This window comes from Ruegeria sp. YTSC003 (assembly GCF_059609785.1).
Map to the genome: position 1 here is coordinate 525845 of NZ_JBXWMK010000002.1, position 23964 is coordinate 549808.

Annotated in this window: 22 protein-coding genes and 1 tRNA gene; 10 read left to right on the forward strand and 13 right to left on the reverse strand. The window is 53.0% G+C overall.

Annotated elements, in window-relative coordinates; translation table 11 throughout:
• Positions 1-3: 3 nt before the first annotated feature.
• From AC2FFH_RS06335 to AC2FFH_RS06365, 7 genes are all read right to left on the reverse strand, one after another.
• Positions 4-987: a hypothetical protein gene (locus AC2FFH_RS06335; protein ID WP_496766780.1), complete on the reverse strand. Its 984-nt coding sequence runs from the start codon at positions 985-987 to the stop codon at positions 4-6.
• 31 nt (positions 988-1018) lie between these two features.
• The gene (locus AC2FFH_RS06340; protein ID WP_496843989.1) at positions 1019-2017 is read right to left on the reverse strand and encodes a glycosyltransferase family 2 protein; all 999 of its coding nucleotides are present in this window, start codon (positions 2015-2017) and stop codon (positions 1019-1021) included.
• Between the two features lie 108 nt (positions 2018-2125).
• Positions 2126-4141 (reverse strand): hypothetical protein, encoded by a 2016-nt coding sequence (locus AC2FFH_RS06345; protein ID WP_496843990.1) that lies wholly within the window; start codon positions 4139-4141, stop codon positions 2126-2128.
• Complete coding sequence (locus AC2FFH_RS06350) at positions 4138-5082, reverse strand: hypothetical protein (RefSeq protein WP_496695087.1); 945 nt, start codon at positions 5080-5082, stop codon at positions 4138-4140. Before AC2FFH_RS06350 ends, AC2FFH_RS06345 begins: the two co-directional genes overlap by 4 nt.
• A gap of 5 nt (positions 5083-5087) precedes the next feature.
• Complete coding sequence (locus tag AC2FFH_RS06355; protein WP_496766785.1) at positions 5088-6071, reverse strand: glycosyltransferase family 2 protein; 984 nt, start codon at positions 6069-6071, stop codon at positions 5088-5090.
• A 392-nt stretch (positions 6072-6463) separates the two neighbouring features.
• The gene (locus tag AC2FFH_RS06360) at positions 6464-6886 is read right to left on the reverse strand and encodes a hypothetical protein (RefSeq protein WP_496776414.1); all 423 of its coding nucleotides are present in this window, start codon (positions 6884-6886) and stop codon (positions 6464-6466) included.
• Between the two features lie 503 nt (positions 6887-7389).
• Positions 7390-8331, reverse strand: a complete 942-nt coding sequence (locus AC2FFH_RS06365; protein ID WP_496722243.1) for a response regulator — start codon at positions 8329-8331, stop codon at positions 7390-7392.
• A gap of 557 nt (positions 8332-8888) precedes the next feature.
• Here AC2FFH_RS06365 and AC2FFH_RS06370 point away from each other — a divergent pair.
• Together AC2FFH_RS06370 and AC2FFH_RS06375 are read left to right on the forward strand one after the other, a co-directional pair.
• Entirely contained in the window at positions 8889-9629 is a 741-nt protein-coding gene (locus tag AC2FFH_RS06370) for an acyl-homoserine-lactone synthase (RefSeq protein ID WP_496738750.1), read from the forward strand.
• A gap of 444 nt (positions 9630-10073) precedes the next feature.
• Positions 10074-11165, forward strand: coding sequence for a response regulator (locus AC2FFH_RS06375; protein WP_496766788.1), 1092 nt, complete (start codon positions 10074-10076; stop codon positions 11163-11165).
• Positions 11166-11231: 66 nt separating this feature from the next.
• Here the strand turns inward: AC2FFH_RS06375 and AC2FFH_RS06380 are convergent, their stop codons facing one another.
• Positions 11232-12482, reverse strand: coding sequence for a cytochrome P450 (locus AC2FFH_RS06380; protein WP_496843991.1), 1251 nt, complete (start codon positions 12480-12482; stop codon positions 11232-11234).
• A 383-nt stretch (positions 12483-12865) separates the two neighbouring features.
• Between AC2FFH_RS06380 and AC2FFH_RS06385 the strand changes: the two genes are divergently transcribed.
• Positions 12866-14299: a sensor histidine kinase gene (locus AC2FFH_RS06385; protein ID WP_496843992.1), complete on the forward strand. Its 1434-nt coding sequence runs from the start codon at positions 12866-12868 to the stop codon at positions 14297-14299.
• Between the two features lie 485 nt (positions 14300-14784).
• On the opposite strand, the gene AC2FFH_RS06390 is transcribed toward AC2FFH_RS06385, so the two are convergent.
• Together AC2FFH_RS06390 and AC2FFH_RS06395 are read right to left on the reverse strand one after the other, a co-directional pair.
• Positions 14785-14946: a hypothetical protein gene (locus tag AC2FFH_RS06390; RefSeq protein WP_496843993.1), complete on the reverse strand. Its 162-nt coding sequence runs from the start codon at positions 14944-14946 to the stop codon at positions 14785-14787.
• 222 nt (positions 14947-15168) lie between these two features.
• Positions 15169-15255 (reverse strand) — tRNA-Leu (locus AC2FFH_RS06395).
• Positions 15256-15399: 144 nt separating this feature from the next.
• Between AC2FFH_RS06395 and AC2FFH_RS06400 the strand changes: the two genes are divergently transcribed.
• Entirely contained in the window at positions 15400-16059 is a 660-nt protein-coding gene (locus tag AC2FFH_RS06400; RefSeq protein WP_496843994.1) for a DsbA family oxidoreductase, read from the forward strand.
• 39 nt (positions 16060-16098) lie between these two features.
• Positions 16099-16755 carry a lipoyl(octanoyl) transferase LipB gene (gene lipB, locus AC2FFH_RS06405; protein WP_496843995.1) on the forward strand — a complete coding sequence of 219 codons (657 nt, stop codon included), beginning with the start codon at positions 16099-16101 and terminating at the stop codon, positions 16753-16755.
• Positions 16756-17053: 298 nt separating this feature from the next.
• Here lipB and AC2FFH_RS06410 read toward each other — a convergent pair whose 3' ends face one another.
• Positions 17054-18001, reverse strand: a complete 948-nt coding sequence (locus tag AC2FFH_RS06410; RefSeq protein WP_496766792.1) for a cation diffusion facilitator family transporter — start codon at positions 17999-18001, stop codon at positions 17054-17056.
• Positions 18002-18085: 84 nt separating this feature from the next.
• Between AC2FFH_RS06410 and AC2FFH_RS06415 the strand changes: the two genes are divergently transcribed.
• Positions 18086-18511 carry a MerR family transcriptional regulator gene (locus AC2FFH_RS06415; protein WP_496738757.1) on the forward strand — a complete coding sequence of 142 codons (426 nt, stop codon included), beginning with the start codon at positions 18086-18088 and terminating at the stop codon, positions 18509-18511.
• Between the two features lie 11 nt (positions 18512-18522).
• Here the strand turns inward: AC2FFH_RS06415 and AC2FFH_RS06420 are convergent, their stop codons facing one another.
• Entirely contained in the window at positions 18523-18942 is a 420-nt protein-coding gene (locus AC2FFH_RS06420; RefSeq protein WP_496843997.1) for an HIT family protein, read from the reverse strand.
• A 289-nt stretch (positions 18943-19231) separates the two neighbouring features.
• On the opposite strand from AC2FFH_RS06420, the gene ctaD reads away from it, so the two are divergent.
• From ctaD to AC2FFH_RS06440, 4 genes are all read left to right on the forward strand, one after another.
• Positions 19232-20905: a cytochrome c oxidase subunit I gene (gene ctaD, locus AC2FFH_RS06425; RefSeq protein WP_496722223.1), complete on the forward strand. Its 1674-nt coding sequence runs from the start codon at positions 19232-19234 to the stop codon at positions 20903-20905.
• A gap of 148 nt (positions 20906-21053) precedes the next feature.
• Positions 21054-22082 carry a bestrophin family protein gene (locus tag AC2FFH_RS06430; protein WP_496766793.1) on the forward strand — a complete coding sequence of 343 codons (1029 nt, stop codon included), beginning with the start codon at positions 21054-21056 and terminating at the stop codon, positions 22080-22082.
• Between the two features lie 105 nt (positions 22083-22187).
• The gene (locus AC2FFH_RS06435; protein WP_282118722.1) at positions 22188-22787 is read left to right on the forward strand and encodes a 2-hydroxychromene-2-carboxylate isomerase; all 600 of its coding nucleotides are present in this window, start codon (positions 22188-22190) and stop codon (positions 22785-22787) included.
• 44 nt (positions 22788-22831) lie between these two features.
• A complete protein-coding gene (locus AC2FFH_RS06440; protein WP_496776895.1) occupies positions 22832-23326 on the forward strand; it encodes a DUF2244 domain-containing protein in 495 nt (164 codons plus the stop codon).
• 21 nt (positions 23327-23347) lie between these two features.
• Here the strand turns inward: AC2FFH_RS06440 and AC2FFH_RS06445 are convergent, their stop codons facing one another.
• The gene (locus AC2FFH_RS06445; protein ID WP_496776400.1) at positions 23348-23833 is read right to left on the reverse strand and encodes a GatB/YqeY domain-containing protein; all 486 of its coding nucleotides are present in this window, start codon (positions 23831-23833) and stop codon (positions 23348-23350) included.
• Positions 23834-23964 lie beyond the last annotated feature (131 nt).

Here is a 23964-nt window from a genome sequence, read left to right on the forward strand (position 1 = left end):
CGATCAGCTGTCCAAAGCCATACGGAACACGATCTCAGAGGCTTTACGCAACGCCTCATACTCTTCGGGCGTATCCCGGCGGAACATCTTGTCCTCATCGCTTAGTTTTGTCGGGGTGAACAGTTCAGGCCTGTCGGGAAAGAACTCTTGCTGAAAGGCGGTATCCTGCTTGGCCAGGAATTCGTCCAGCCAAGCGCGCTCATCGGGTTCCAGAACATCATTCCGGCGCACCATGACGGGATCATCGACAAAAATTCGGCGTAACTGGCGACTTTTCTTACGCCCCAGTGCACGGGAGATGACACCAAAAGCTTCGCTCGCCGCGCGGGATTGCGACGGGTTGGACACGGTTTCTGCTGAAACCTCCTCCGCCAATGGCGTACCGATCCGCGACAGGAAATCATCAACGACGTTGCCCCGCACCATGCCCGAGCGTTCATACAAAAGCGGAGCAACGGTGACGCCGGGAAAGGCGGTCCGGATTTCGGCGATTTTGGCAGAAAAGCTCAACCGTTCCGGGTGGTTGCGGATAAGATCAAGTTGCTGGCGGATGTATTCAGTGCCGCCGTTGGACAGCCGCCCTGCCTTGGCCCGCTGTTTGTAATCCGCCTCGAAGAAATCGGAATACCGGCGGCAATAGTAGGTGATCGTCAATGCACGCGAGGGGATATCAGCAAAAACCTCGGCCAGCCGGTTCAGATTGCAGGAATAGAACATCTCGGACGAAACAACACAGGTCTGATCTGCATGCGCATCGTATTCAGTGGTCATGGCAGACCGAAACGGATCCATCGGATCAGCGCTCTGGTTGATGTGAAAGGCGACGATGTTGTGACTTATCGCCAGACGTGTGCCGCCATCCAGCCGACGCCGGCCGGTTTCCATATAATGCAGGCCGATCTCGTTCATGACCGAATGTTTCCGGCGCAGAAATCCCTGCAAGGCGGTCGTGCCAGTTTTGGGCATTCCCATGTGCAGCCAAAGCATTACCTAGCTCCTGTCCCCGAACTGTGCTGCGTCATGCCTGCTGGCTGGCCGTGAAACCTGCGGTCATCTGCTGCATGAGGTCCTGCATCTCGGGCAGGTCACGCAATTGCGCGATCTGTTGGCGGTGAAGATCGCAAGACGCATGATGAAGGCGCGCAACCTCGGGGTCAGAGAGCATTTCGTAATAGAAACCACGTTTGCGATCCAAAACCACATCGATCGAGGTATTCATCTCAACGTTCTGGTTCATCATGTTCCAGTATTCCAGGCCAAGGCTTTCCCCCAAATGGTGAGCGCGACCGCGCATCTTTTTGACCAGATAACTTTCGCAGGATTTCAGAGCATAGTGGTTGACCTGCACGAACTCATAGCCGACCGAGTCACGGGCGGATCGCCAGCTTCTGTCATAATATCGTTCAGGCATCAGCTGACCCGACCCGTTGTACCAATGGCACTCTTCAATGGTTTCGACTGTCGGCTTTTTGGGACGATGAACGCCCAAGCCATCCCAGATCTCACGCTGGAACATGGTCTTAAAGCCCCAAGCCTGCGGCGGTCGGTAGATCTTTTCCGGAGCGGCCTGTCGGAACTGATCCGACAAAAACCGGTCTTCGTACCGCACGACACCTGCGTTTCCGAACAACCGCCATGTCATTGAAATCGTCTTGGCGTTAGGGATGGCATCGGTCAATGCCCGCAGCGTATGATCCCCGGTCTTGATGTTGATATGTTCATCGGCGTCGATCACCACGACCCAATCCTGCGGGCGTGCGACTTCCATCTTCAGGAAAGTATTATAAGCACGCTTTTGCGGGCTGGTTTTGCGGCGTGAATTGTTGTCGATATGCGTCAGCACGCCCTTTTCATCCAACCGTTGCAGCAAGGCATCGGTGCCATCGGTGCAGTCATTGGTCATCACAACCATCTGGTCGATACCAATCGCACGGTTATGGGCCACCCACTCTAGCACGAACGGGCCTTCGTTCTTCATCGGAGTGACACTGATATATCGAGGGTCCTGATCGGTCATGATTGACTGCCCTGTTCGTTGTTTTTGCCCGGAACTAATCGGGATCATTCTGAATTTGCCGGTAAATTAAGTTGAATTAATGGAACTACCAAGGGGAAATCCGGTCAATTACCCACCTGCCCGTTTAAGTTGGTTCGAGAACCGCTTGAGTTTGGGGCAAAGGTCACGCGCCCGGGACAGGTATTTTCGGGCTTTGGCCTTTTCTCCCTTTCGAAGCAATAATTGCCCTGCAGCACCCTGTATTGCCGCTGTATTGTCATCGATGTCGGCTGCTTCCATAATTTGTTGATGTGCCTGCTCTTCTGCGCCAATCCGGTCCAGAAAACACCCCATCGCGAAAATCAGAAACGGATTACCGGGATCACAGGCCAATGCATCCGCCATCGCCAAACGCGCCCGCGAATTGTCGCCTTCCGCTTCATATAGTTCTGACAGACGTTTCTGATAAAGAGGATTGTCCGGACGTTGTGTACAAACCCATTGCGCAACATCAATGGCCTTTTCATTTGGCATCCGGCCCAGACGAACCTGCAGCACGGATGTCAAACTTTTGTGCTCGGGGCTATCCTCGGAAAACTGGGCATCTGGTGACAAGTTCTTCATGGTCTTAAGACCATCTTGCAGCGCCAAAAGACGTTCTCTGTTGCCTTTCAAACGCCGCGCGCGCTCATCCAGAGACAGAACGGACCAATCCAGAAGAATGAGATCAAAGTTACACGGACGGCGGGCAATAACCTTCCGTTGCGCAACATGTGCATTGAAATTGAACCAAGATCTACGAATTGATTTCTGAACAGCCCAGTCGATTGGTGGCAGTGCCCTGAAAGCAAGTTGATCACGGAACAACAGGCGCGACCCAAAAATTGTAACATCCGGCCGCAGAGGTTTGGCCCAAAACGCCAAGCTGAATTCTCGTGCCGCCATCCACCTTTTTTTTTGAGAGCCCAGAACCGCAGCCCTCAACGCGCGCGCTACCGCGTGGTCCTCGGGCCAGAGGTTAATATCTCCCAACGCCCGATCGGCCATCTGCAATGCTTCGTCGCCTCGCCGCAAATAGAAAAGGTTAATTGCCTGTAACACTGGCAGGAACGCATTGTCCGCTCCGGCCTCAAGGATCTGGCTTCCAATCTCCGTTGCCAATGCAGTGCGATCCTCAGCGCGAAAATCAAACAGATGAAACGTCGCTTTTGCGTAAATGTGTGCAGCTTCGGACGGATTTAGAAACCCCGTATCTCCTTTGGACAGTCTCTGAACGACTTTCTCGTTAGCGGCATTGAGTTCGTCTTCTGAGAGAACGTCCCGAAACACCTTGCTTTGATGTCCTGCAATCCGTGAGGCCGCCATCGAAAATGCCGAAACTGCAGGCGCAATTACCAGATCCGCCCGCGACATTGTGTAGAGTTCAAGAAAATCCCGCTTTGCTCGCGTCATGCCTGAGACATCAGCAATGTCTGACATCTGCAATAGATGCGGAAACTGTTTCTGAAACCGGGCAATCAGTTCCGGCTGGTCCGAGAACATAATGGCCCCTTTATCGGTGTTCTTCGCCAGATGTGCCTCATACAGTTCTTCGGGTTCGATCTTTGCGGGCCAGGTCGTGTGCTTCCACGGCAACCCATTCAAAATATCACCGCGGCGGATGTGATAGGCAGATACGCCCTGCCCTGACAGCCTGGCATCCGCGTAATCCATAATTTCGCGTATTTCTTCCGTGAACCCGACCCGGTGAATGAAGTCGCGATACCTTGGCCGGATGGTCTCGACGTCCTCCCACGGGAAGGCCAGCACCTCGAAACCTTCCTCGACCAACACCGACCGTCCGGCGTTGAGATGCGCAATCAGGCGGTCGGGCGACGTGTCGCTTTGGAAGGACCAGATCGGCAAGGCATTCTGCGAAAGGGCTCCGAACTCCTTGGGAGTAAGGAAATGTTCATCCATCCAGTCCTGCGCGAACAACTCTTGTGGGTGGTCCAGCTCGGGCGCGTCCGCGCCTTGCGGGAACCAATTCACCCGGTAGGTCGTGTTGAAATCTTCGGCCAGCCGGATGCAGGTCAGCATCATCAGCAACCGCGCGCCCATGCGGTCCTTGCGCTGGCCGACAAACACACCTTTGGCGGCGCTCACGAGGCGTCCCTTTCCTTCTCGGCCATGGCCTGCCGGCGCAGTCGGCGGAACCGCTGCCGGGCTTTTGCCGCCAAGTCAGGGTGCCGCTCGGCGCCGATGGCCTCAATCCCCCGAATATACATAGGCAGGCGACGTCGGGCGCGCATCATCTTGTAATAACCGACCGTATCCAGTGAGCCGTCCATCGCCCCCAGCATCACGGGCTTGAGGATATCCAGCTTGCGCAGCATAGGCGCCGCGAAATGGTTTGAAAACCAGGTCTTGAGCAACATCACGTTGTCGCCCTGCAGACGCTGAACCTGCTGCCGGTCCAGATCAAAGAATGGGTCGTAAAAGACGTAAGCCTTACCAGCTGTCTGAACAGTTTGAGCCGCATCGCTCATTGGCAGATCCCAATCCTGTACGCGGCCGAACCTATAGCGGGTTTCCCAAGGCACCAGCCGTTCATCCAGTGTTGTCTGAGGGTTGAACGCGATCACATGCGCGCCGGGTACATGCGCCGAAAAGGTCAGTGCCCCAAAGCCGCCCATCGATGCGCCTGCAAAAACCACCTGATCGAACCGGTCAAAGAACCCCTCGGCGACCTTGTTTTCGAAATAGGAAATGATCTCGGGGTCGCGATACCATGCCTTGGTGCGCGCGAAGACACCCATGTGGGACCACCCTTCGTCGCGAAAGAATTTCCAGCCCCACGGCTCGCGCGCGAAGGACAGGTCATTGGCGTTGGCGATATTGTCGAAGCTGACTACCAGACGCTTCGGGTAGCGCTGATGGAACAGGATCGAGTGGCGTTCCAGCTTTTGAAAGTACCCAGTGCCGTCGCCGCCGGGGTACAGCTCGACAAACCAAGGCGGAGCGGGATCCGTCAGAATACGCTCATACCCTGTCTTGCGATCAGGGTGTTCAGGTTTCAGCTGCTCTTTCGAAAGGTCTTCGGCCATGATGATCAGATCAGGTTATCGGCGAGCCAGACGCGAAACTCTACCCATTCCGGGCGCATCTTGATTTCCGACACTTTGGCCCGATGCCAGTCACAGGCCTGCGCATGCAATTCGTTCAACTCTTCGTCTGCCTTCAGTTCGGCCAGCAGAGGTGCGGCGCGGAGCGCGGCGGGCAAGATGGATTGGTCAGACTCTTTGTTGGCATTCATGTCCTGCCAATAGGCTTGCCCCTGATCTACCTTGATGTGGTTTGTTCGACCCCGGTCGCGCTTGACCAGAAACCCATCCATGGACCGGACTGAATAGTGGTGGATGCGTCCCAAGGAATGGTCAAACCCACGCCACGCTCGCCAACCGACCTTGTCTGCTGGAAACAGCTTTCCGCCAGCATCTGACCAAGCGATGTCTGGCGCTACTTCCTCGTCAAAGCCCTTTGGGCGATGCGGACCAAACCGAGTGAACTTGCCATTGTTTCGGAACAGCGTTTTCAGCCCAAAAGCGCGGCTTGAATGATAGGGGAACTCTTGATCCCCCATCGAGAATACCTCTGTCACCGGTCTGTCTTCGAAACTGATGTTTCCAGAACTTCCAAACAACTTCCACGCAAGAGATATCGCATCGACCGGTTGACCTGCCTTTTGTTCGACCTCGGAAATCAGGTCATGAAATCCGTTGTCGCCGCAGCGGATATTCCAGAATTCATCTACATCCAGACATAACAGCCAATCGGCCTCCTTGACCTTGGGCTGACGGCGCGCGCGGCGCAGCATCTGGTGCTGGGGATTGCCCCCTTCTTTCACTTCATTGCTGACATGAGTGGCCAAGCCAAGCTCTTGCAATCTTGCAGCAATCTTGTCCGTTCCGTCATCACAGTCGTTGGTGAAAATCACAAAATGATCAATGCCGAGTGTTTTGTGGAACGCGACCCATTCCAGCATATACGGGCCTTCGTTCTTCATCGTTGTGAACACGGTGATGGACTGAGACATATTACCCTTCCCAAATAGTCTTGCCCCACTCATACACATCCCGATCCACGTGGGCGAGATAGGAAATTGCGGTGCGGGCATTCCGACGCGAACTGGTGCATCTCTAAACGGCAGATGCACTGATAAATCGCTAATTTCAGCTGGATAATGGTGCGGTCGAGAAGCATCTGGCGATTTCGAACTAGCTTCTCAGACCCAATATTTTTATGAGCAAAACGCCCTTCTTTAGCCATCAGGTTTCCCCAAATGTGTGCTGTGTAAGGAGGTATTGTGTGTTGTGGAGGCTGTCAATCGGCTCCGGTTTTTTCGTCCAGATAGTTATGGCACACGCTTTGCACATGCAGAGGGTTTTCTGCTTCACACCGTGCCGCTGCCTCCGCATGGCGAAGTTCCTACTCTTTATCAATTCGAACTAATTCGGCAGTATACCGTTCCGGGCCGATATCCGCCATTTCGGAAATCCAGAGTTCTTGGTCCTTGTCTTTTAGCGAGGGAAGGTATGCCTCTGGGTTGTCTTGTTTAAGTAACGCTGGTTCAACTTCATCTTGTTTGTTTACCATGCTAAGTGACCTGAACGTGGCTGGCATCCCCACGAAGGACAATACAGCGAAGCTAAAACCTCTATGGCCCAGCTTGAGCTTAGGCAGCGGCTTGATCAGCGCAAACCCCGGCACAAGCAACAGCAATAAGCCCGTGACGAAACCTAACTCAGGCGATACGACAGCCAAAAATACTGACCCGATTAACAGGGCAATTACTATACCAATGCCGTTTACTAATTCCATATTTTTCAATATCTTAACTGCTGCACTCAAAACTGAACCCTCATACAAAACTGTGCCAAGAAGTTGGAGAGTTCGAAAATTCCGCAGAACTCTTGGGATTATTTGAGAACCTGAGGGGGCCCCAAATATTGGTAATGGTCACGCGGCAAACCGAAGGACCAAATTGGAGGAATTGCCGTCAGCGGCCCAACCCACTTCGCTTGGGTTTACAGAGCAAGGCGCAGAAACAAATGAGCGCATCTTGGGTGTGAAGCCATAGAAAGATAAGAGTTTACTATTCAGGGAATGAAAGAAAGGCGGGGATACCAGATCTCGCATCAAGTCGGACCCCGAGAAAAGGCTGACGGGTTCTTTCTCCGAATTGTTGCCGCCGGATGGGCGCTAGGATCGAACAAAGTAGGGCAAATGCACACAGTTTGACCGCCCTATGAATGAGCGCGTAGCTTTACTTCCCCCCCAAAAAAACTTTGGGCGTTTTAACGTGCTCTTTCCACCAGTATCTGGTCATAATCACCATCCATGTGTGCAGTTTTTCAACCGATATTCGCCGCTCGACCTTCCGACATTTCAGCCATTTCGACGGCCTTGTCTATCAAGAACAACGCCTCCATCTTGGTTTTGGCTTTTAGCATAACTTCTTCGCTAACCTGGAAGCCAATTGGCCGGCCTGAAGTGGCATCACCGGAAATATCTTTCAATGCTTCCGGAAGCGGAGCACCCAACTGGTCCACTCTCAAGTCAATTTGATTGTCGTAGATCACCAAGAACACGCCATTCCCCCAATAGGTCGCCACTTTACGCCCTTCCTGATTAGCTGACAGAACTGCTGTGCCAGCTAAAGTCATGGCACTACGGAATTCACTGACCGTGCTCGTCTTATAGATTTGTTCAGCGCCTGTGCATTTAACCGCCACAAGTTTTGCAGCCATGGAGTGCATAGTTGAAAGCTGAATTACGTAGTTCTCAAATTCAGCTAACCCAATGAATCCGGGCAATTCTCCGAAACATTGCGGATCACTTAAGCGAACGTCCGGACTATTGTCAAAACACAACTCAAAATCCGCTTCAGCTTCGAGCACCTCGATTGCGGCTCTGCGTTCCGCTGCCATCCTATACGCGTCGGACAACCTCTGCTTCAGATCAGAGAACTCAAAAGGCTTTGTAACGTAGTCTGTGGCCCCAACTCCGAATGCCTCGTCGATGTACTCTTTTTGCACCATGGCGGTCACCATGATAATGGGCGTGTACGTGTGTTCTGGTAGTTTTCGCACTTCTTCGCAAAGAGTAATGCCGTTCATTTGCGGCATCTGCACATCCAGTAGCAAGCAGTCAAACGCTTCGTTAGGTCTCGACAGTATTTCAATGGCCTCCCGCCCACTTCTGGCGGTGACGACATCTTTATAACCGAACGCGTCCAGAACTCTATCTAGCAACTCCAGGATACTCGGATCGTCATCTACAGCAAGTATACGCATAACTTTTCACCAACCTTTTGCACCTCACCAAACGTTAGGCATTGCAGACTTAAGGCAACGTTTGGCCGGCGCATAAAACACTCAGGGTTTCTTCATCCTCTCTTACGAAGGCGGCAAAACGGTGACATAAGGCGGGCTTCCTTATGTCTGTGCATTTTTTTTAATTTGCACAATATTTTCCGCGCAAGTGCGCATATTGAAAAGTAAATCCCTCAAATTCTTGATGCCATTTTGATTTTACTCCTATCAGCCGTCACGGCTGCCTCGAAACATTATCGGAGAGCGAGACGGCGCCTGATCCATCGTGGATTCGAAAAGAATACGCAAAAGAAGCTGTCTTTTTTCAAAATGTTGCCAGACGCCAGGAAATAAATGAAGCCTGCGGGAGAAAATAACAGCCAAGAACTATCTAAAGTTTTTGGTCAGTCAGTAAACTCAACCAAAGGGAGGGAGGAGATTTAGACACACCTATCCATCTATTCGGACAACTACCGCATAGGGTTGTGGACTTGCTGAACTGAATCTTGCCATAAGTGTGTCAAAAATATGAGTAAAATATGGACAGACCACTCAGGTATAAGCAGACATACCCGCTCTCGGAGGGGTTTCCGAAACTAACACCTGCTAACGGGACTTCAGGCGCACCAAGTGCTTTGGCGCGATTAGAAATTTTTGCTGTCAAAAGCAGTCCGCCAACGTCACGTGGTGACATTGGCAATATTCGCGCGACTACACTTAATTTTCGCAATATTTACGAGTATGGCACCCTGCTGGCAAAATACCTTGAAACCAGAAAGTCAATTTTCATTGACCAGTTAAAGTGGCAAGTTGGTGAAGCTGACGGGATGGAATTCGACCAATACGACACGCCAGCCTGTCGATGGATTGTGTTGCATGAATTCGGTGAAGTTTTAGGCGGTGTGCGACTTCTACCCACGACCGCAGAATGCGGCGTATATAGTTATATGCTGCGCGACGCGCAAAGAGGTATCCTTAAAGGAATACCATCTGACGTTTTATTTATGGACGCCCCGGTAAAGCACTCTGTTTGGGAAGCATCCCGTTTCTTCGTGGCAAAGGATGTTGCATCGTCACGCAGGCTGCTGGTTCAACAGGAGTTGTTTCACCAGATGACTACTGTCGCGATGGAAGGTGGTGCGACCAGCATACTGGGCATCGTCCCCTCAGTCTGGGCACGGTGGTCACGGCGACTGGGCATCAATGCCTCGCCTGTCGGCGCAAAGTTTTCCATCGATGGCACCGTCAGTCAGTCAGTTTTGTTCAACATCCATAAGTAAATGGAACCACTCAGCCACTAGAGCGTCTTTTGTACTCTTGGACGCTCGGCGCAGATTTCTTAGCAACTATGATTGATTTTCAGACTATTGGGAAACCGCGGCTGTTTTGCATGTTAGTGGGGTTTCCAGAATTGATGTTTGGACTTCCAACCGTTGTTCAATTCCGTAGTTTTGCGATCTTAGACTGCTCTTAGGCACGAACACATTGCCAAAAAAAAATGTTAAGAGAATGCGACGGTAGTTCACAACAATAACTGGCAACTCGTCGTTGAAGCCGCTGGCGCCAAATAAAGGTCAAGAAAAAACCCCTTTCTACGACGATTTTCTCCATTTTTGCCGCTGTTTCGACCCACTCGCCTCATAAGTTTAACCCGTTATGAGGATATCGGTGGTTCACCAGTTATGAGACATTCCACATTCGTAAGTGATCGGTTCCAAAAAAAGTTGGAGCTTCGAGCACAAAGAAAGACCGCGCTTGCTGTTCTGGCGGTTGATGATGATCCTGACATTCTGAAATTGCTCCAATCAGCACTTCCTGAACTCGAAAACTGCAAAGTGGTTGCCGCCAGTTCAGCTGATGAAGCGCTTCGGCAGATAGAAGCAGCGGAATCCCCATTCGACTGTCTGCTTGTTGACATTCAGATGCCCGGAACCTCTGGGATAGAGTTGCTTTCGCAAATCCGAAACTTGCCGGACAATCTGGAAACACCTGTTATAATGTTAACTGCTCTAGATGACAGGCAGAACATCGAGAGGGCATTTTTAGAAGGCGCATTTGATTACATAACTAAGCCCTTCGACTTCTTCGAATTGCGCAGCCGTATGAACGCCGCCCATCTTCTAATGATGGAGAGAAAGAAAACACAATCCTCTTCAGCGTCGATAGAAAGTCTTCGTAGTGAACTGGATTTTAATCAGAAATTCAGTTTTGAAGACCCCCTGTCTATCGACGAGCAGGAACAATGCTTGGGGTATGTCGAGTTCGACAACTATGTGGAGCAGCTTTCACGGGGGCGCCGATTTGACTCCTGGGTTACAGCAATCAAATTTCGCGATGCGGGGTACCACTTTGATCTGAGGGAATTTGGAGATTTTCGGCGCGCTGTTTCCGACATTGGATTTTGCATTCAAAAGACAACACAGGTCGCCGGAGGAGTCTATTCCTATCGAGGGAGTGGCGTTTTTCTCGTTATTACACATGGACGGGAACGCACCCTGAATATTCCAACCGAAGCTTTTCTAAACCAGGAACTAAGGACCGTTCTCAGTAACCGATGCGCCTCTGTCCATCTTAAGGTGGTGAAGAGTACACCGGTGTCGCTTCGTTCAATTACAAAGGTTGGAGCATTCGCATCTTTGGACACCGCTGTTAAAATGGTGAATCTTCGTGAGACCAATCTCAGAAAGGGCCTTGTTGCGACCTGCCCCTCGATTTCAAAGCACACGCCGCATCGCAAAGAAATGGCCAACAATAGATTGTTTGATACCGTCCTGCGTGAAATGTACGGCGATGACACTTACCTCACTCGCCGGTAGCAAGCTTTGTCTTTGGCAAAGGCCGACCTCGAACAGAAGTCGAACACTAGGGTTTAGATATTAACTTTAGTCGCGAACCCGTTCGGCATTGAGGATGAGTGGGCCACTGGTACGCATGGTGAACGTCAAAACTGGTTCCGGTATTTCTGACTCAGTAGTCGAAAAATTTATTCTACGGAGCACTGAAGCCATAAGCACCATGATCTCAGTTTCAGCGTACTGAGCGCCAATGCAGATTCTGGGACCATCTCCGAACGGAATGTACTGACCTCGAGGCAGTGTAGATCCCAGGAACCGTTCCGGCCGATAGTCGTTGGGAGCATCCCATAATTTTTCATTTCTGTGCAAAGAGTAAACTGGGAAAAACAAAGCATCGCCATTTTCAATCTTTACCCCTTTAATTTCAAGGTCCGCAGCTGCGTCTCTGGCAAAAAACGCGGCGGAGGGATAAAGCCGCAGCGTCTCTTTAACATGCGCGCGCAAGAGTGGCATTGCCTCCAGGTCCGAGAATTCCAATAGGCCTTCTGGGCGAACAGATCGAATTTCTTGTCTAACCCTTGCTTGCATATCTTGGTGCAAGGCCAGCAGATAGTATCCCCAGGCCAATGCGTTAGCGGAAGTTTCATGACCAGCGACGACAAAGGTCAAAAGGTTGTCAACAGTTGTCGCTTCATCTTCGAAATCGGTTTTCAAGGCCTCAATCATGAAATCGAGGAAGTCCAATGGCTCGCTACGGCCTTCGGCCCGACGCTGATCTATGACCCGTCTGGCGAGGTCTCGCATATTAGTAACCGGGGCCAAGCTGCGTAGCCAATTTTTCCGCGGCAACCACTTTGGCAAACCCATTAAATCGAAAAGGGACAGATCAGAAATGTACTCGAAATACTTGATCAGCCCCACTCGTACCTGCTCTGAACTGACTTCCTTATTACCTGAAAAAATCACTCTAGAAATATTCGTCAATGTTGATGCAGGCGCAATTTGTGCAATATCCACTGGGCCTTCGTGATCCGCCAATGAGTCTGCAATCTCGACACCAGTCTCTGCAAAATGCCGAGCCAGAACCGGGAGGTTTCTGGCGGCGAACAATGGAGAATACCTTCGCCTCTGCTGACGCCATTTTTCCCCTTCTGAGAGTATTAAACCGTTGCCTACAGCCGATCCAATAATGTCTTTGGTGAACTTGGCTTTGGGAAACGAACGGCCCTGGCCGACGAGTAATTCGGTTACCATTTCAGGATCGCAGATATAGTGTATGTTCAAAGGTCCACGAACATAAGTTTCACGCAGAGTTTCTGCCGGGATGACTTCAAACATGTTGCGGCCAGCTGACCTTGCAAACTGAAGCAGTGTCACCGGCTTTGTCGCAAGCCTAGCGGTAACAGGAGCGACAGTACCCTGCCTCAACTTCGTATTTTCAACTGCAGTCAAGCCCCAACCCTTTTAGAATTATTCTTTCTTTCGGACACATTAAGGTGAAAAAATTCCCACTTAGCAACGAGATCCTCGATTTTGGGTACCCTGCTCTGCAATTGTGCAAAAAATTTGCGGCCTCCTATACCAAAAACTTGCGTGAATCGCCCAACAATCGCGGTAGGCTTCAAAGGATTGGCGCCAAACTGTGAACCCAATTTGGACCAACTAAGTCCTCATTATGCCGGTATTGGTACTTTCCAAGCGCGAAAAACGAAGACATTTGGATGACAGCCACCGACGCCAATCTGCCGGACCGGGATTCCGGTGAAACGGAAAACCGGCTTCTGCAAAACATCATAGATTATACTGCCATGAGCTTTGCGCTTCTGTGGCAGCGGCAGGCTATTTATCTGGCCACGACCATTTTGACTGCGTTCTTCTTCGATCCCTTTAACGCCATGTTGTTCTATGGGACGATCCTCATTTGTGAAGTGCAAGATTTATTGCTGGCCAAACGCGTACCGCGCTTAAAGCCAGACCAGCACAAAGCAATAGGTATGATGGTTGTTTGGATTCTGTTGAACACGGTCCTGAGCTCAGCCGCAATCTGCCTGTACGCAGTTTCAGTTGCTTTCGCACAGCCCGCCGGTGGTCACTTTACGCCAATGTTCTTCTTGTTTGCTGCGGCGTTGTTTGCAGCAATGAACAACCATCAGTTTCTGTGGGCGATGATTGTCCGTTTGGCCATGTACGGCGTTTCGTTCATGTTGATTGTCGTCAAGGATATCTGGATCGAACGCCCCGAGCTTTCATCTGAACTCTGGTTGCACTTCTTCACCGTTATCTTTGTAATGTATTTTCTGATCGACTGTTCGATGGTGTTTCTGAAGCTCTACCGCAGGAATTTGGAGCAACTCGAAAAGCTCAAAGCAGAGCACGAAAGAACAAAAGCGGCCTACATTGCAAAGACTCAGTTCATATCGACAGTCAGCCATGAGCTGCGTACGCCTCTTACATCGATCAAGGGGTCGCTTGACCTAATCAACACAGGCGCATTGGGTGAAGTTCCAGATTCAATGCAAAGCCTCATACACTTAGCGTGCAAAAACAGCGAACGGCTAGCATCACTTATCAATGATGTGCTGGACATCCAAAAAATGGAGGCCGGTGAAATGAACTACCGTGAAGGAACTATTGATGTACATACGCTGGTTCAGGAAGCGATTTCCGTTAACACCGGGTACACCAGTGCTCACAACGTAGGAATTGTGGAGGACATAAGGGGAAACAAAGATCTGTTCGTTAAAGGTGATGCGTCCCGCCTTCTTCAAGTGTTGGCCAACATGATCTCCAACGCAGCCAAATTTTCCCTTGATGGAGGCGAGATAACCGTCGGATGCGAAAAAGTCCGTGGGAAGATTCGCCTCTTCGTCAAAGACCACGGCATAGGGATACCCGAGGGGTGCCAGGACAAAGTCTTCGATCGCTTTTCACAGATTGACTCTTCCGATGAACGTCACGCAGGCGGTACAGGGCTCGGGATGCACATTTCAAAGGAAATTGTGGAGCATTTTGGAGGAGAAATAGACTACAGAAGCAAACTTGGTGAAGGCACAGAGTTTTTTATTATGCTTCCCGCCATATGCGGGCATGAAGTAGGTACCGCCGGAGACGAGCAGACCTCACTACCCTGCGCCATGCAATCCAAGCAACATTAGCGGAATCCTACTGAGCAATTTCGATGGTACATCACCGTACTACTTCGAAGCAATCCCATGGTTCCAGAGCGGATTTTCCGTGGTATAGTTAACCCTAAAATCACAAGACCTCGTGGCACACTCGAAACCGCCTGTGGTGAAAAGAGGGAGTCTGCGTAATGCCAATGCAACCCCAAAAAGAAAATGCTGTTCCGATCATGCGATCGGAACAGCAAACTCGTTACTAAGTACATTTCCTAAGATGCGGTAGATTCACAACTTTCGGCAAAAAGGCCTTCTACTTGCAGGCCGCGATATCACAAGAATTATATTAAGGTATGAAGTATCCAAGCACTGAGAATTTCTCGTGTTTTGTTCGTTTCCGCTGTTCCAAATGATAGAAACTGGAAACAAAGAAGCCAATGGCCACCAAACTGTTAACGTTTTTCAGCTTACCCATCGATTCGGCACTCTCTATTTGAACTAATTCACTCGTTGTCCTGCGCTTAAATATCCAGCATGTCGAACAACATCGGCTTCGGGGGTTCCCGATTAAGGTTCAGGATAGCGGCTACAACTTCGCGGGCCTCTCCACGGGCTTCTAGGCTTTCCCCCACTAGCCGACGGGCCCAGCTATCGTCGGGGTCCAACCCTTGAACACCCGCCATTTAATGCTTTGCAAGTTGCTGGGCGTCGATGAACTTCTGAGTGGCAGATCTTGTGGCAACCTCAGGTTGCCGCCTGTACGTAAGCAAACGATGCCGTTCAATTTATGCGTAATCGATGCGAAAATATTGCGTAAAGGTCTACGAAACAGTTGAAATTACAGTGATTTTTTTTGAGCTTCACTCCGAAAGGTATTGTTTTTATTTTCAATAACTTACAAGATATGGTGCGGTCGAGAAGACTCGAACTTCCACGGGTGTTACCCCACAGCGACCTCAACGCTGCGCGTCTACCAATTCCGCCACGACCGCACTGCCAATGACTTGGTAGAGGGGCATATAGACGGTGGCGAACAGGATGTGAAGAGGCAAAAAACACGTCGATTTGAATTCCGCAGTGCCATCCTTATCTGTACTGCAGACAGCGAATATTTCCCCCTTCCCCGGAGCCCGCCCATGACCGCGCAAGATCCCCGCCCAATTGTCCAGATTGATATCGTCTCAGACGTTGTGTGCCCCTGGTGCATCGTGGGGTTTCGCCAGCTGGACCTGGCTTTGAAAGAAAAAAACGTGCTGGCTAATCTCAGATGGCATCCTTTTGAGCTGAACCCCAATATGCCGCCAGAGGGCCAGAACCTGCGCGAACATATCATGGAGAAGTATGGCTCGACGGTCGAGCAGAGCCAGCAGGCCCGCGATCGGCTAACCCAGATCGGCGCCGAGCTTGGCTTCACGTTCAACTTCAATGACGACAGCCAGATGGTGAATACTTTTGCAGCACATCAACTGTTGGACTGGGCCGAAACGCAAGGCCGCCAGCATCCGTTGAAAATGGCCCTGTTCGAGGCTTACTTTACCAATCAACAGGACGTATCCCAATCCGAGGTCCTGCTTGATGCGGCCCAAGTCGCGGGTCTGGACCGGGACGCTGCCCATGCGGCTCTGACTTCGGGCGATCACATTGCGCCGGTTCGCCAAAAGCAGCAGGTCTGGACCAGCCGTGGTGTTTCAGGTGTCCCGTCAATGGTGTTTGAGGGCAAGTACCTGGTGACCGGTGCGCAAGGGGCCGAAACCTATTCTGACCTGCTGCAACGGTGCCTGACCGAGGCTGCGTGACCTCTTTTCTTCGCCCTGCCCCGGCGGTAAGGAGCATTTATGGAATGGAAGATCACTGACGGGCTGACCGATTACAAAGATGCCGTCGCCTTCATGGAGGCGCGCGTGGCCGCAATTGCGGCCGGAGAAGCGGATGAGTGTGTGTGGCTGCTGGAGCATCCGCCGCTTTACACGGCCGGCACCTCAGCCCGGATCGAAGACCTGACCGACCCGGATCGCTTTCCGGTCTTTGAGGCCAAGCGCGGCGGTGAATACACCTATCACGGCCCCGGCCAGCGCGTGGCCTATGTGATGCTGGATCTGAACAAACGCGGCAAGGATGTGCGTCGTTTCGTCAAGCAACTGGAAGAATGGGTGATCGCAGCGCTGGCCGAGTTCAACGTGCATGGTGAAATCCGTGACGGTCGCGTCGGTGTTTGGGTGCGGCGCAACGACAAACCACTGACCGCTTCGGGCCAACCTGCCGAGGATAAGGTAGCGGCGATCGGATTGCGCCTGCGCAAATGGGTCAGCTTCCACGGCATCTCGATCAATGTCGAACCTGACCTCGAGCATTTTTCAGGTATTGTCCCCTGCGGCATCACCGAACATGGGGTTACGTCGCTTGTCGATCTGGGGTTGCCGGTCACCCTGGTGGACGTGGACACGGCCCTGCGGAATACTTTTTCAGAGGTTTTTGACCTCGATAGGGCCTGAATTGATACCCGCGAATCGTTCAGAGTCCATGTGCTGTTAACAATATCGCGATTTTTGGCAGCTCTGTTTCCACATTGGACCGAAATTCCCCAATATTTGCAGTGCAAAATGAGCAAATTAGCCAAAAGCTCACTCAAATAGATACATCCCGCGTATTTGGGAGTAGTATAGACTTACCGTTCTTAGAGTGAGTGGTGTGTTAACCGGTGATCTTGGGTCATCCCGAGTAATCGGAAAGGTATTAGTTAACGAGTCTGCCGTTCCGACCCCAAATCGGAGCGGCAATTCACATTCAACTCTATGGATTCTCTTCTGTATGCCCGAAACGTGACGACCCGACACACGCGCGGTCGATCTGCTCAAGCTCAAGCGTGGTGTGACCAATGGCAAATCGGTCGCGGAGCGAATGTCTGACGCTGGCTCTCACCCCTTCCGCATCAGCCCAGGCCGCCGCGTCCACGACCAGATGGGCCGTCAACGCAGGCTCTCTCTCCTGCATGCTCCACAAGTGGATATGGTGAACCTCGGACACTCCGGGTATGTCCTCGATGGCCGAGGCAACTTCTTCCGGGTCCAGATCGGGGGGCGCTGCCATCATCAGAACGCGGATCGTTTCGCCAATTTCACTTTTGACATGCCACAGTATGTAGACCGAAATCAGGACCGTGACGGCGGGGTCTACCCAAGTCCAGTTGAACAGGATCACCGCGGTGCCGGCAATAATCACAGCCACCGATCCCAAGGCGTCCGCAACATTGTGCAGAAACGCCGCCCGGATGTTCATGCTGTCCTTGGCCATCGAGTAAGTTAGCGCAGCCGTGACAAGGTCCACAATCAAAGCCAGCGCCGCAATCCAGACGACCATCCAGCCGTTAACCGGCTCAGGCTCAAAAAACCGCATCACGCCTTCGTAGAACAAGTACACCGACAGCACGACCAGAGTGGTGTAGTTGACCAGCGCTGCGACGACCTCGGCCCGGCCATAGCCGAAGCTCATGCGTGGGTCGGCAGGTCGGCGGGCGATTTTGCGGGCAAAAAACGCGATGACCAGCGCAATAGCGTCAGAGAAGTTATGCAGGGCGTCGGCGATCAACGCCAGCGACCCTGAAAAAATGCCCCCAATGACCTGCGCCAGCGTCAGGAACATGTTGACGGCAATGGCCCAGGCAACGCGCGTGTCCCCTGCTTCCGGGTCTATGTGATGGTGCGCGTGGCTGTGCCCCTTATGAGAGTGATTATGTGCCATCTGAAATGTTTGTCCCTTGTTACGGCTGCACATTGCATGTAATTCCTCTAGTAACTAGAGGTTCAAGAGCCCTGAGGAAAAAAGATGTATTCAATTGGGTTTCTGTCGCGTCATACGGGGGTCAAGGTTCCGACCATCCGGTTTTATGAAGACAAAGGGCTGTTGCCGCGTCCGGACCGAACAGCGGGTAATCAGCGCCGGTACGACGACACTGCATTGAAACGGCTGCTTTTTATTCGCCATTGCCGCGATCTGGGTTTACCGCTGACCGATGTCGTAGGTTTGCTGTCTCTGGAAGGCGCGTCTGGCCGCGACCTTAACCAAGCGCATGAAATTGCCGAAAGACAGCTGGCCGACCTGCGGGACCGTATTTCCCGCCTGCGCAGCCTTGAGGCCGAACTGACCCGAATTTCCAAAGCCTGCGATGGCAAGCACGACCATGTCTGCGCCGTGCTTCACGCATTTGGCGATCACAGTGAGTGCGCGGGGCCACACGCGCACTCGAAGTAACTGCTTGCCGGTCAGCTCAGCGCGGCTTTGATCTTTTCGGCATGCTGCGCGATCAGGTCGAAATCGCCCATCGTTCCGGGTGCCCGCACGGCAACACCATCATGGCGTGGCAGGATATGGAAATGCAGATGGAACACCTCCTGCCCTCCGGCGGCCTCGTTGAATTGCTGGACCGTGACCCCATCCGCATCGAACGCTGCAACGACGGCCATGGCCATTTTCTGGACCGTTGCGGTCACAGCAGCCAGTTGTGCAGGCGTTGCATCCAGAATGTTGCGGCAGGGGGTTTTAGGGATCACCAGCAGATGCCCGTCCGCGCGCGGCATGATATCCATGAAAGCCACCGTATCGTCATCTTCGTATACTCGGCTCGAAGGGATTTCTGCGCGCAAAATCTTGGCAAAAATATTCTCGGGATCATAAGCGGTCATTTCAATTCTCCGATTAACGCGTTGCCGACAGTTCTGCGGCGCACCCTGGCCCGGGTCAAGCGGGGAACGCAATTCCCAGCCGCCCCCTTGAATTCGAGGCGCTGATACCCAGATGAATGAGGAATTTGGTGAAAATTTCGCGGGTCGCCCTCCTGCCCGCGACAATTAATCTTGATCCAGATCAAACTCGACCATTGAAGGTCGTCCCCCCGCAATCTAAAACCAGCAGGAATCCCGCGCCTTGGAGAGGTCCAACTGCGCGGTGCAGTTGCAACAGGAGGCACCTATAATGGCAGACGCAGCCATTCATGGTCACGACCATGAAGACCAGCGCACATTTTTCCAGCGCTGGTTCATGTCGACCAACCACAAGGACATCGGGATTCTATACCTGGTCGTCTCGGCACTTGCCGGTCTGATTTCAGTTCTGATGACTGTTGTCATGCGGATCGAATTGATGGAACCCGGGGTGCAGCATATGTGCCTGGAAGGCTTCCGACTGTTCGGCAGCGGAGCCGAGCTCTGCACCCCTAACGGACACCTGTGGAACGTTATGATCACCTATCACGGTGTTCTGATGATGTTCTTCGTGGTCATCCCCGCGCTTTTCGGCGGATTTGGCAACTATTTCATGCCGTTGCAGATCGGTGCACCGGACATGGCCTTCCCGCGGATGAACAACCTGTCCTTCTGGCTTTATGTCGCTGGTACGTCGCTGGGTGTGGCCTCGTTGCTGAGCCCCGGTGGTAACGATCAGCTCGGTTCGGGCGTTGGCTGGGTTCTGTACCCGCCGCTGTCGACGACCGAAGGCGGCATGTCCATGGACCTTGCGATCTTTGCCGTGCACGTATCGGGCGCCTCCTCGATCCTCGGCGCGATCAACATGATCACCACCTTCCTGAACATGCGTGCCCCGGGCATGACTCTGTTTAAGGTGCCGCTGTTCAGCTGGTCGATCTTTGTCACCTCGTGGCTGATTCTGTTGTCCCTGCCGGTTCTGGCGGGTGCGATCACCATGTTGCTGATGGATCGCAACTTTGGCTTCACCTTCTTTGATCCCGCCGGTGGCGGCGATCCGATCCTGTATCAGCACATCCTGTGGTTTTTTGGCCACCCGGAAGTGTACATCGTGATCTTGCCTGGGTTCGGAATTATCAGTCACGTCATCGCCACCTTCTCGCGCAAGCCGGTCTTCGGTTACCTGCCGATGGTTTGGGCGATCATCGCGATTGGTGTGCTGGGCTTTGTCGTATGGGCGCACCACATGTACACCGTTGGCCTGTCACTGCGTCAGCAGGCGTACTTCATGCTGGCCACGATGGTCATTGCGGTGCCGACCGGGGTTAAGGTCTTCTCGTGGATCGCGACCATGTGGGGCGGTTCGATCGAGTTCAAGACACCGATGCTGTTCGCCTTCGGCTTCCTGTTCCTGTTCACCGTAGGCGGTGTGACCGGTGTGGTTCTGTCGCAGGCCGGTGTGGACCGTGCGTATCACGACACCTATTACGTGGTTGCGCACTTCCACTACGTGATGAGCTTGGGTGCCGTGTTTGCGATCTTCGCGGGCGTGTACTTCTACTTCTCGAAAATGACAGGTCGTCAGTACTCGGAATTCTGGGGCAAAGTTCACTTCTGGCTGTTCTTCATCGGCGCCAACCTGACCTTCTTCCCGCAGCACTTCCTGGGCCGTCAGGGCATGCCGCGTCGTTACATCGACTACCCCGAGGCATTCGCTCAGTGGAACTTTGTATCGTCGATTGGTGCGTTCATCTCGTTCGCTTCGTTCCTGCTGTTCTTCGGCATCGTGATCTACGCCCTGCTGCGCGGCGCGAAAGAAACACGTCCGAACCCGTGGAACGAATACGCGGACACGCTGGAATGGACCCTGCCTACCCCGCCGCCCGAACACACGTTCGAACAGCTGCCAAAGCAGGAAGACTGGGATAAAGGCCACGCCCACTAATCCCGGCAATATAGACTGACAAAGCCCCGCAGATGCGGGGCTTTTCATTTTTCACGCCTCAAGAATTAAACAACGCTGGCATAGACTTGCCCGAGAATAAGCCGCTAGACTGATCTGCAATCGCCAATTGCGCAGGACCCGGTCGGTCATGATCCTTCACGACGGAATTACTGTACGACAGATGGTCAAGGGCTCCTTTGGCTTTATCTGCATCGTGCTGACATGGACGCTGCTGGTTGTTCTGGCGGACGAGATCACGACAATCGAGTTGATCTCGAACCCCAGCCCGCCCGTCACCATGCTCGGGCTGGCAGTGGCATTCTTTCTGGGCTTCAAAAACACATCGGCCTTTGCGCGCTGGTCCGAAGCGCGCAGCATCTGGGGCGAGATCGTCAATGCCAGCCGGGACTGGGGCAACACTATTAGCAATCTGGTGCTGCCCGACGGCACACCGATTGATCCCGCGCTGCGCGACGAACTGATCGAACGTCACATCGCGTGGCTCAATATGCTTGCCTTTCAGCTGCGCCAGCCCTCGCCGACAGGACGCAGCCGACGCCCATGGATGTTTGGGCACAAACCTATTTCTGACCGAACCGAGTTGCATCAAATGCCCGAATGCTGGCGCGAACGCCAGTTGCCAATCGACTTGGCAAGGCTTGAGGGCAAGAGCAATCGCGCCGCCTATCTGTTGTTTCTTCAGGGCGAAAAGCTAGCAGAATTGGCACGCAGCCGCGGCATTGACCCCTATTGGCACGTCGCCCTGATGGACCGCCTCGCGCGGTTTACGACGACACAGGGGCAATGTGAGCGCATCAAGAACACACCCTTCCCAAGACAGGTTGCCGAGGTCGGTCGCGTCTTCAGTTGGATCTTCATCTTCATGCTGCCGCTGGCGTTCAACGACGAGCGATCAATCATCCCCGGGGCAGATATCTCTGTATGGCAGCTTGTTATTTTCGACTGGCTGACATTCGCGCCGGTTGGGGCGCTGGTTTGTTGGATCTTCTTTGTCACCGAACGCGTCAGCGCCTCGATGGAGGATCCGTTCGAAGGGGATGTGACCGATGTTCCGATCTCGGCCCTTTGTCGCAGCATCGAGATTGACTTACGGCAGATGACAGACTGCGGGGTTGCGCCTCAACCCGCGCAACCCATCGAAAAAGTTCTGTTTTAGAGCGACCCGATTTGGCGTGTCCGCAACGCCATTTCAGGGTGCGTTCGATAATCTGCCCAAATTAGGGTATCATGTATCCAGAAACCCTGGGATCGGAGCCATCAGATGCCCGAAATTGACTTTTGGTTTTCCATCGGCAGCACATACAGCTTCCTGACAATCATGCGCCTGGATGATTGGTGTGATGAGCATGACGCGACCGTCAATTGGCGACCGTTTAACGTGCGCACCGTGATGTCCGAACAACAGAACATTCCATTTGCAGGCAAACCGGCCAAATCCGCATATATGTGGCGTGATATCGAGCGGCGAGCCGCAAAATACCACCTGCACGCAACGCTTCCTGCACCCTACCCGATCTCGGATCTTGCGCTGGCCAATCAGGTTGCCGTGCTGGGTATGGCGGATGGCTGGGGTAAATCCTTTACTCAAAACCTGTACCGCATCTGGTTCGAAGAAGGGATCGAGGCGGGCAGCGAAACCGCGTTATCAGAAGCGCTGCATCGGTGTCAGCAGGACCCGCGCCTGACCCTTGCCCGCGCACGCAGCCCGGACACGATCTCGGCGCTTGAAACCGAAACCGAACAGGCCACAAAGCTGGGCGTTTTTGGCGCCCCCAGCCTGGTCGTTCGCGGCGAGGTTTTCTGGGGCGATGACCGGCTGGACGACGCGTTATCCTGGGCCAGAGTTGGGCACGTCATCTGATCTTTCCTGTTAGACACCGGCAGGTGTTGCGCTATTTTTGCACCATGCCGTATCGATGGAATCAAACCTCAAGTTCCGAGCAAGAGTTGCGCCTGTGGCCGCATAACTCTCTGCCCCCACGCTGGGCGATGCGTGTGGTGTTGGCGGTCTTTTTGTTTGGCTTGATTCCCCTGATGGCTGTACTTGGTTCGGTTTTGCTGTGGGGTTTGCTGCCATTCATGCTGTTGACCGTTCTGGGACTGTGGTTCGCGATCCAGTCCAATTACCGTGCACGCAGCGTTTTCGAGGTGTTGACCTTGACCAGATCGCAGGCCCGTCTGGTGCAGCATCACCCCCAACGGGGGCAGCAGGCGTGGTCGTGCAACCGCTATTGGGCGCGCCCCGAAATGCACGAGCGCGGAGGCCCGGTCCCGAATTATGTCACACTGACCGGTGACGGTCGCGAAGTTGAAATCGGCGCGTTTCTGTCTGAGGAAGAGCGGATTTCGCTGTTTGATGAGCTCACAAAAAAACTGCGCGAACCCGTCGCGCAGTCTTAGCATCTGGCAAAAGAAAAGGGCTTAGCAGCCGCCGCTTGCCCCAGCGCAAAGCTGGTCTTTGACCATCGGGCCAACCTTGCCGAAATCCATCTGGCCGGTGTAGCGAGTTTTCAGCTCACCCATCACTTTGCCCATGTCGCGGATCGACCCGGCGCCGGTGGCCGTGATTGCGGACTGAATGGCCTTGCTCACCTCGTCATCGTCCAATTGCTTGGGCAGAAATTCCTCGATGACCTCGACCTCGCGCAGTTCCCGTTCGGCCAGATCCAAACGGCTGCCCTCTTCATAGGCACGGGCGCTTTCTTTGCGCTGCTTGGTCATTTTACCAAGAATTTCAAGCACCTCTGCGTCGCCGCAGCCTTTGGCTTCTTCGTTGTCAGACGCGCGCGAAGCGATGTCACGGTCCTTGATCGCAGCATTAATCAGGCGCAGCGTCGACAGACGCTCGGCATCCTTGTCTTTCATTGCTTGCTTCAGGGCAGTGTTCACCCTTGATCGCATATCCATATGTTCTGTCCATCCCCATGGCAAAGGAACCCCGACCATATCGAAACAAAAAGCGCGATACAACAGGGGGCGCATGCAGCTAACTTATTGATTTTAAACAATAGCCTAAAAATTGAACAGACTTGACCCGA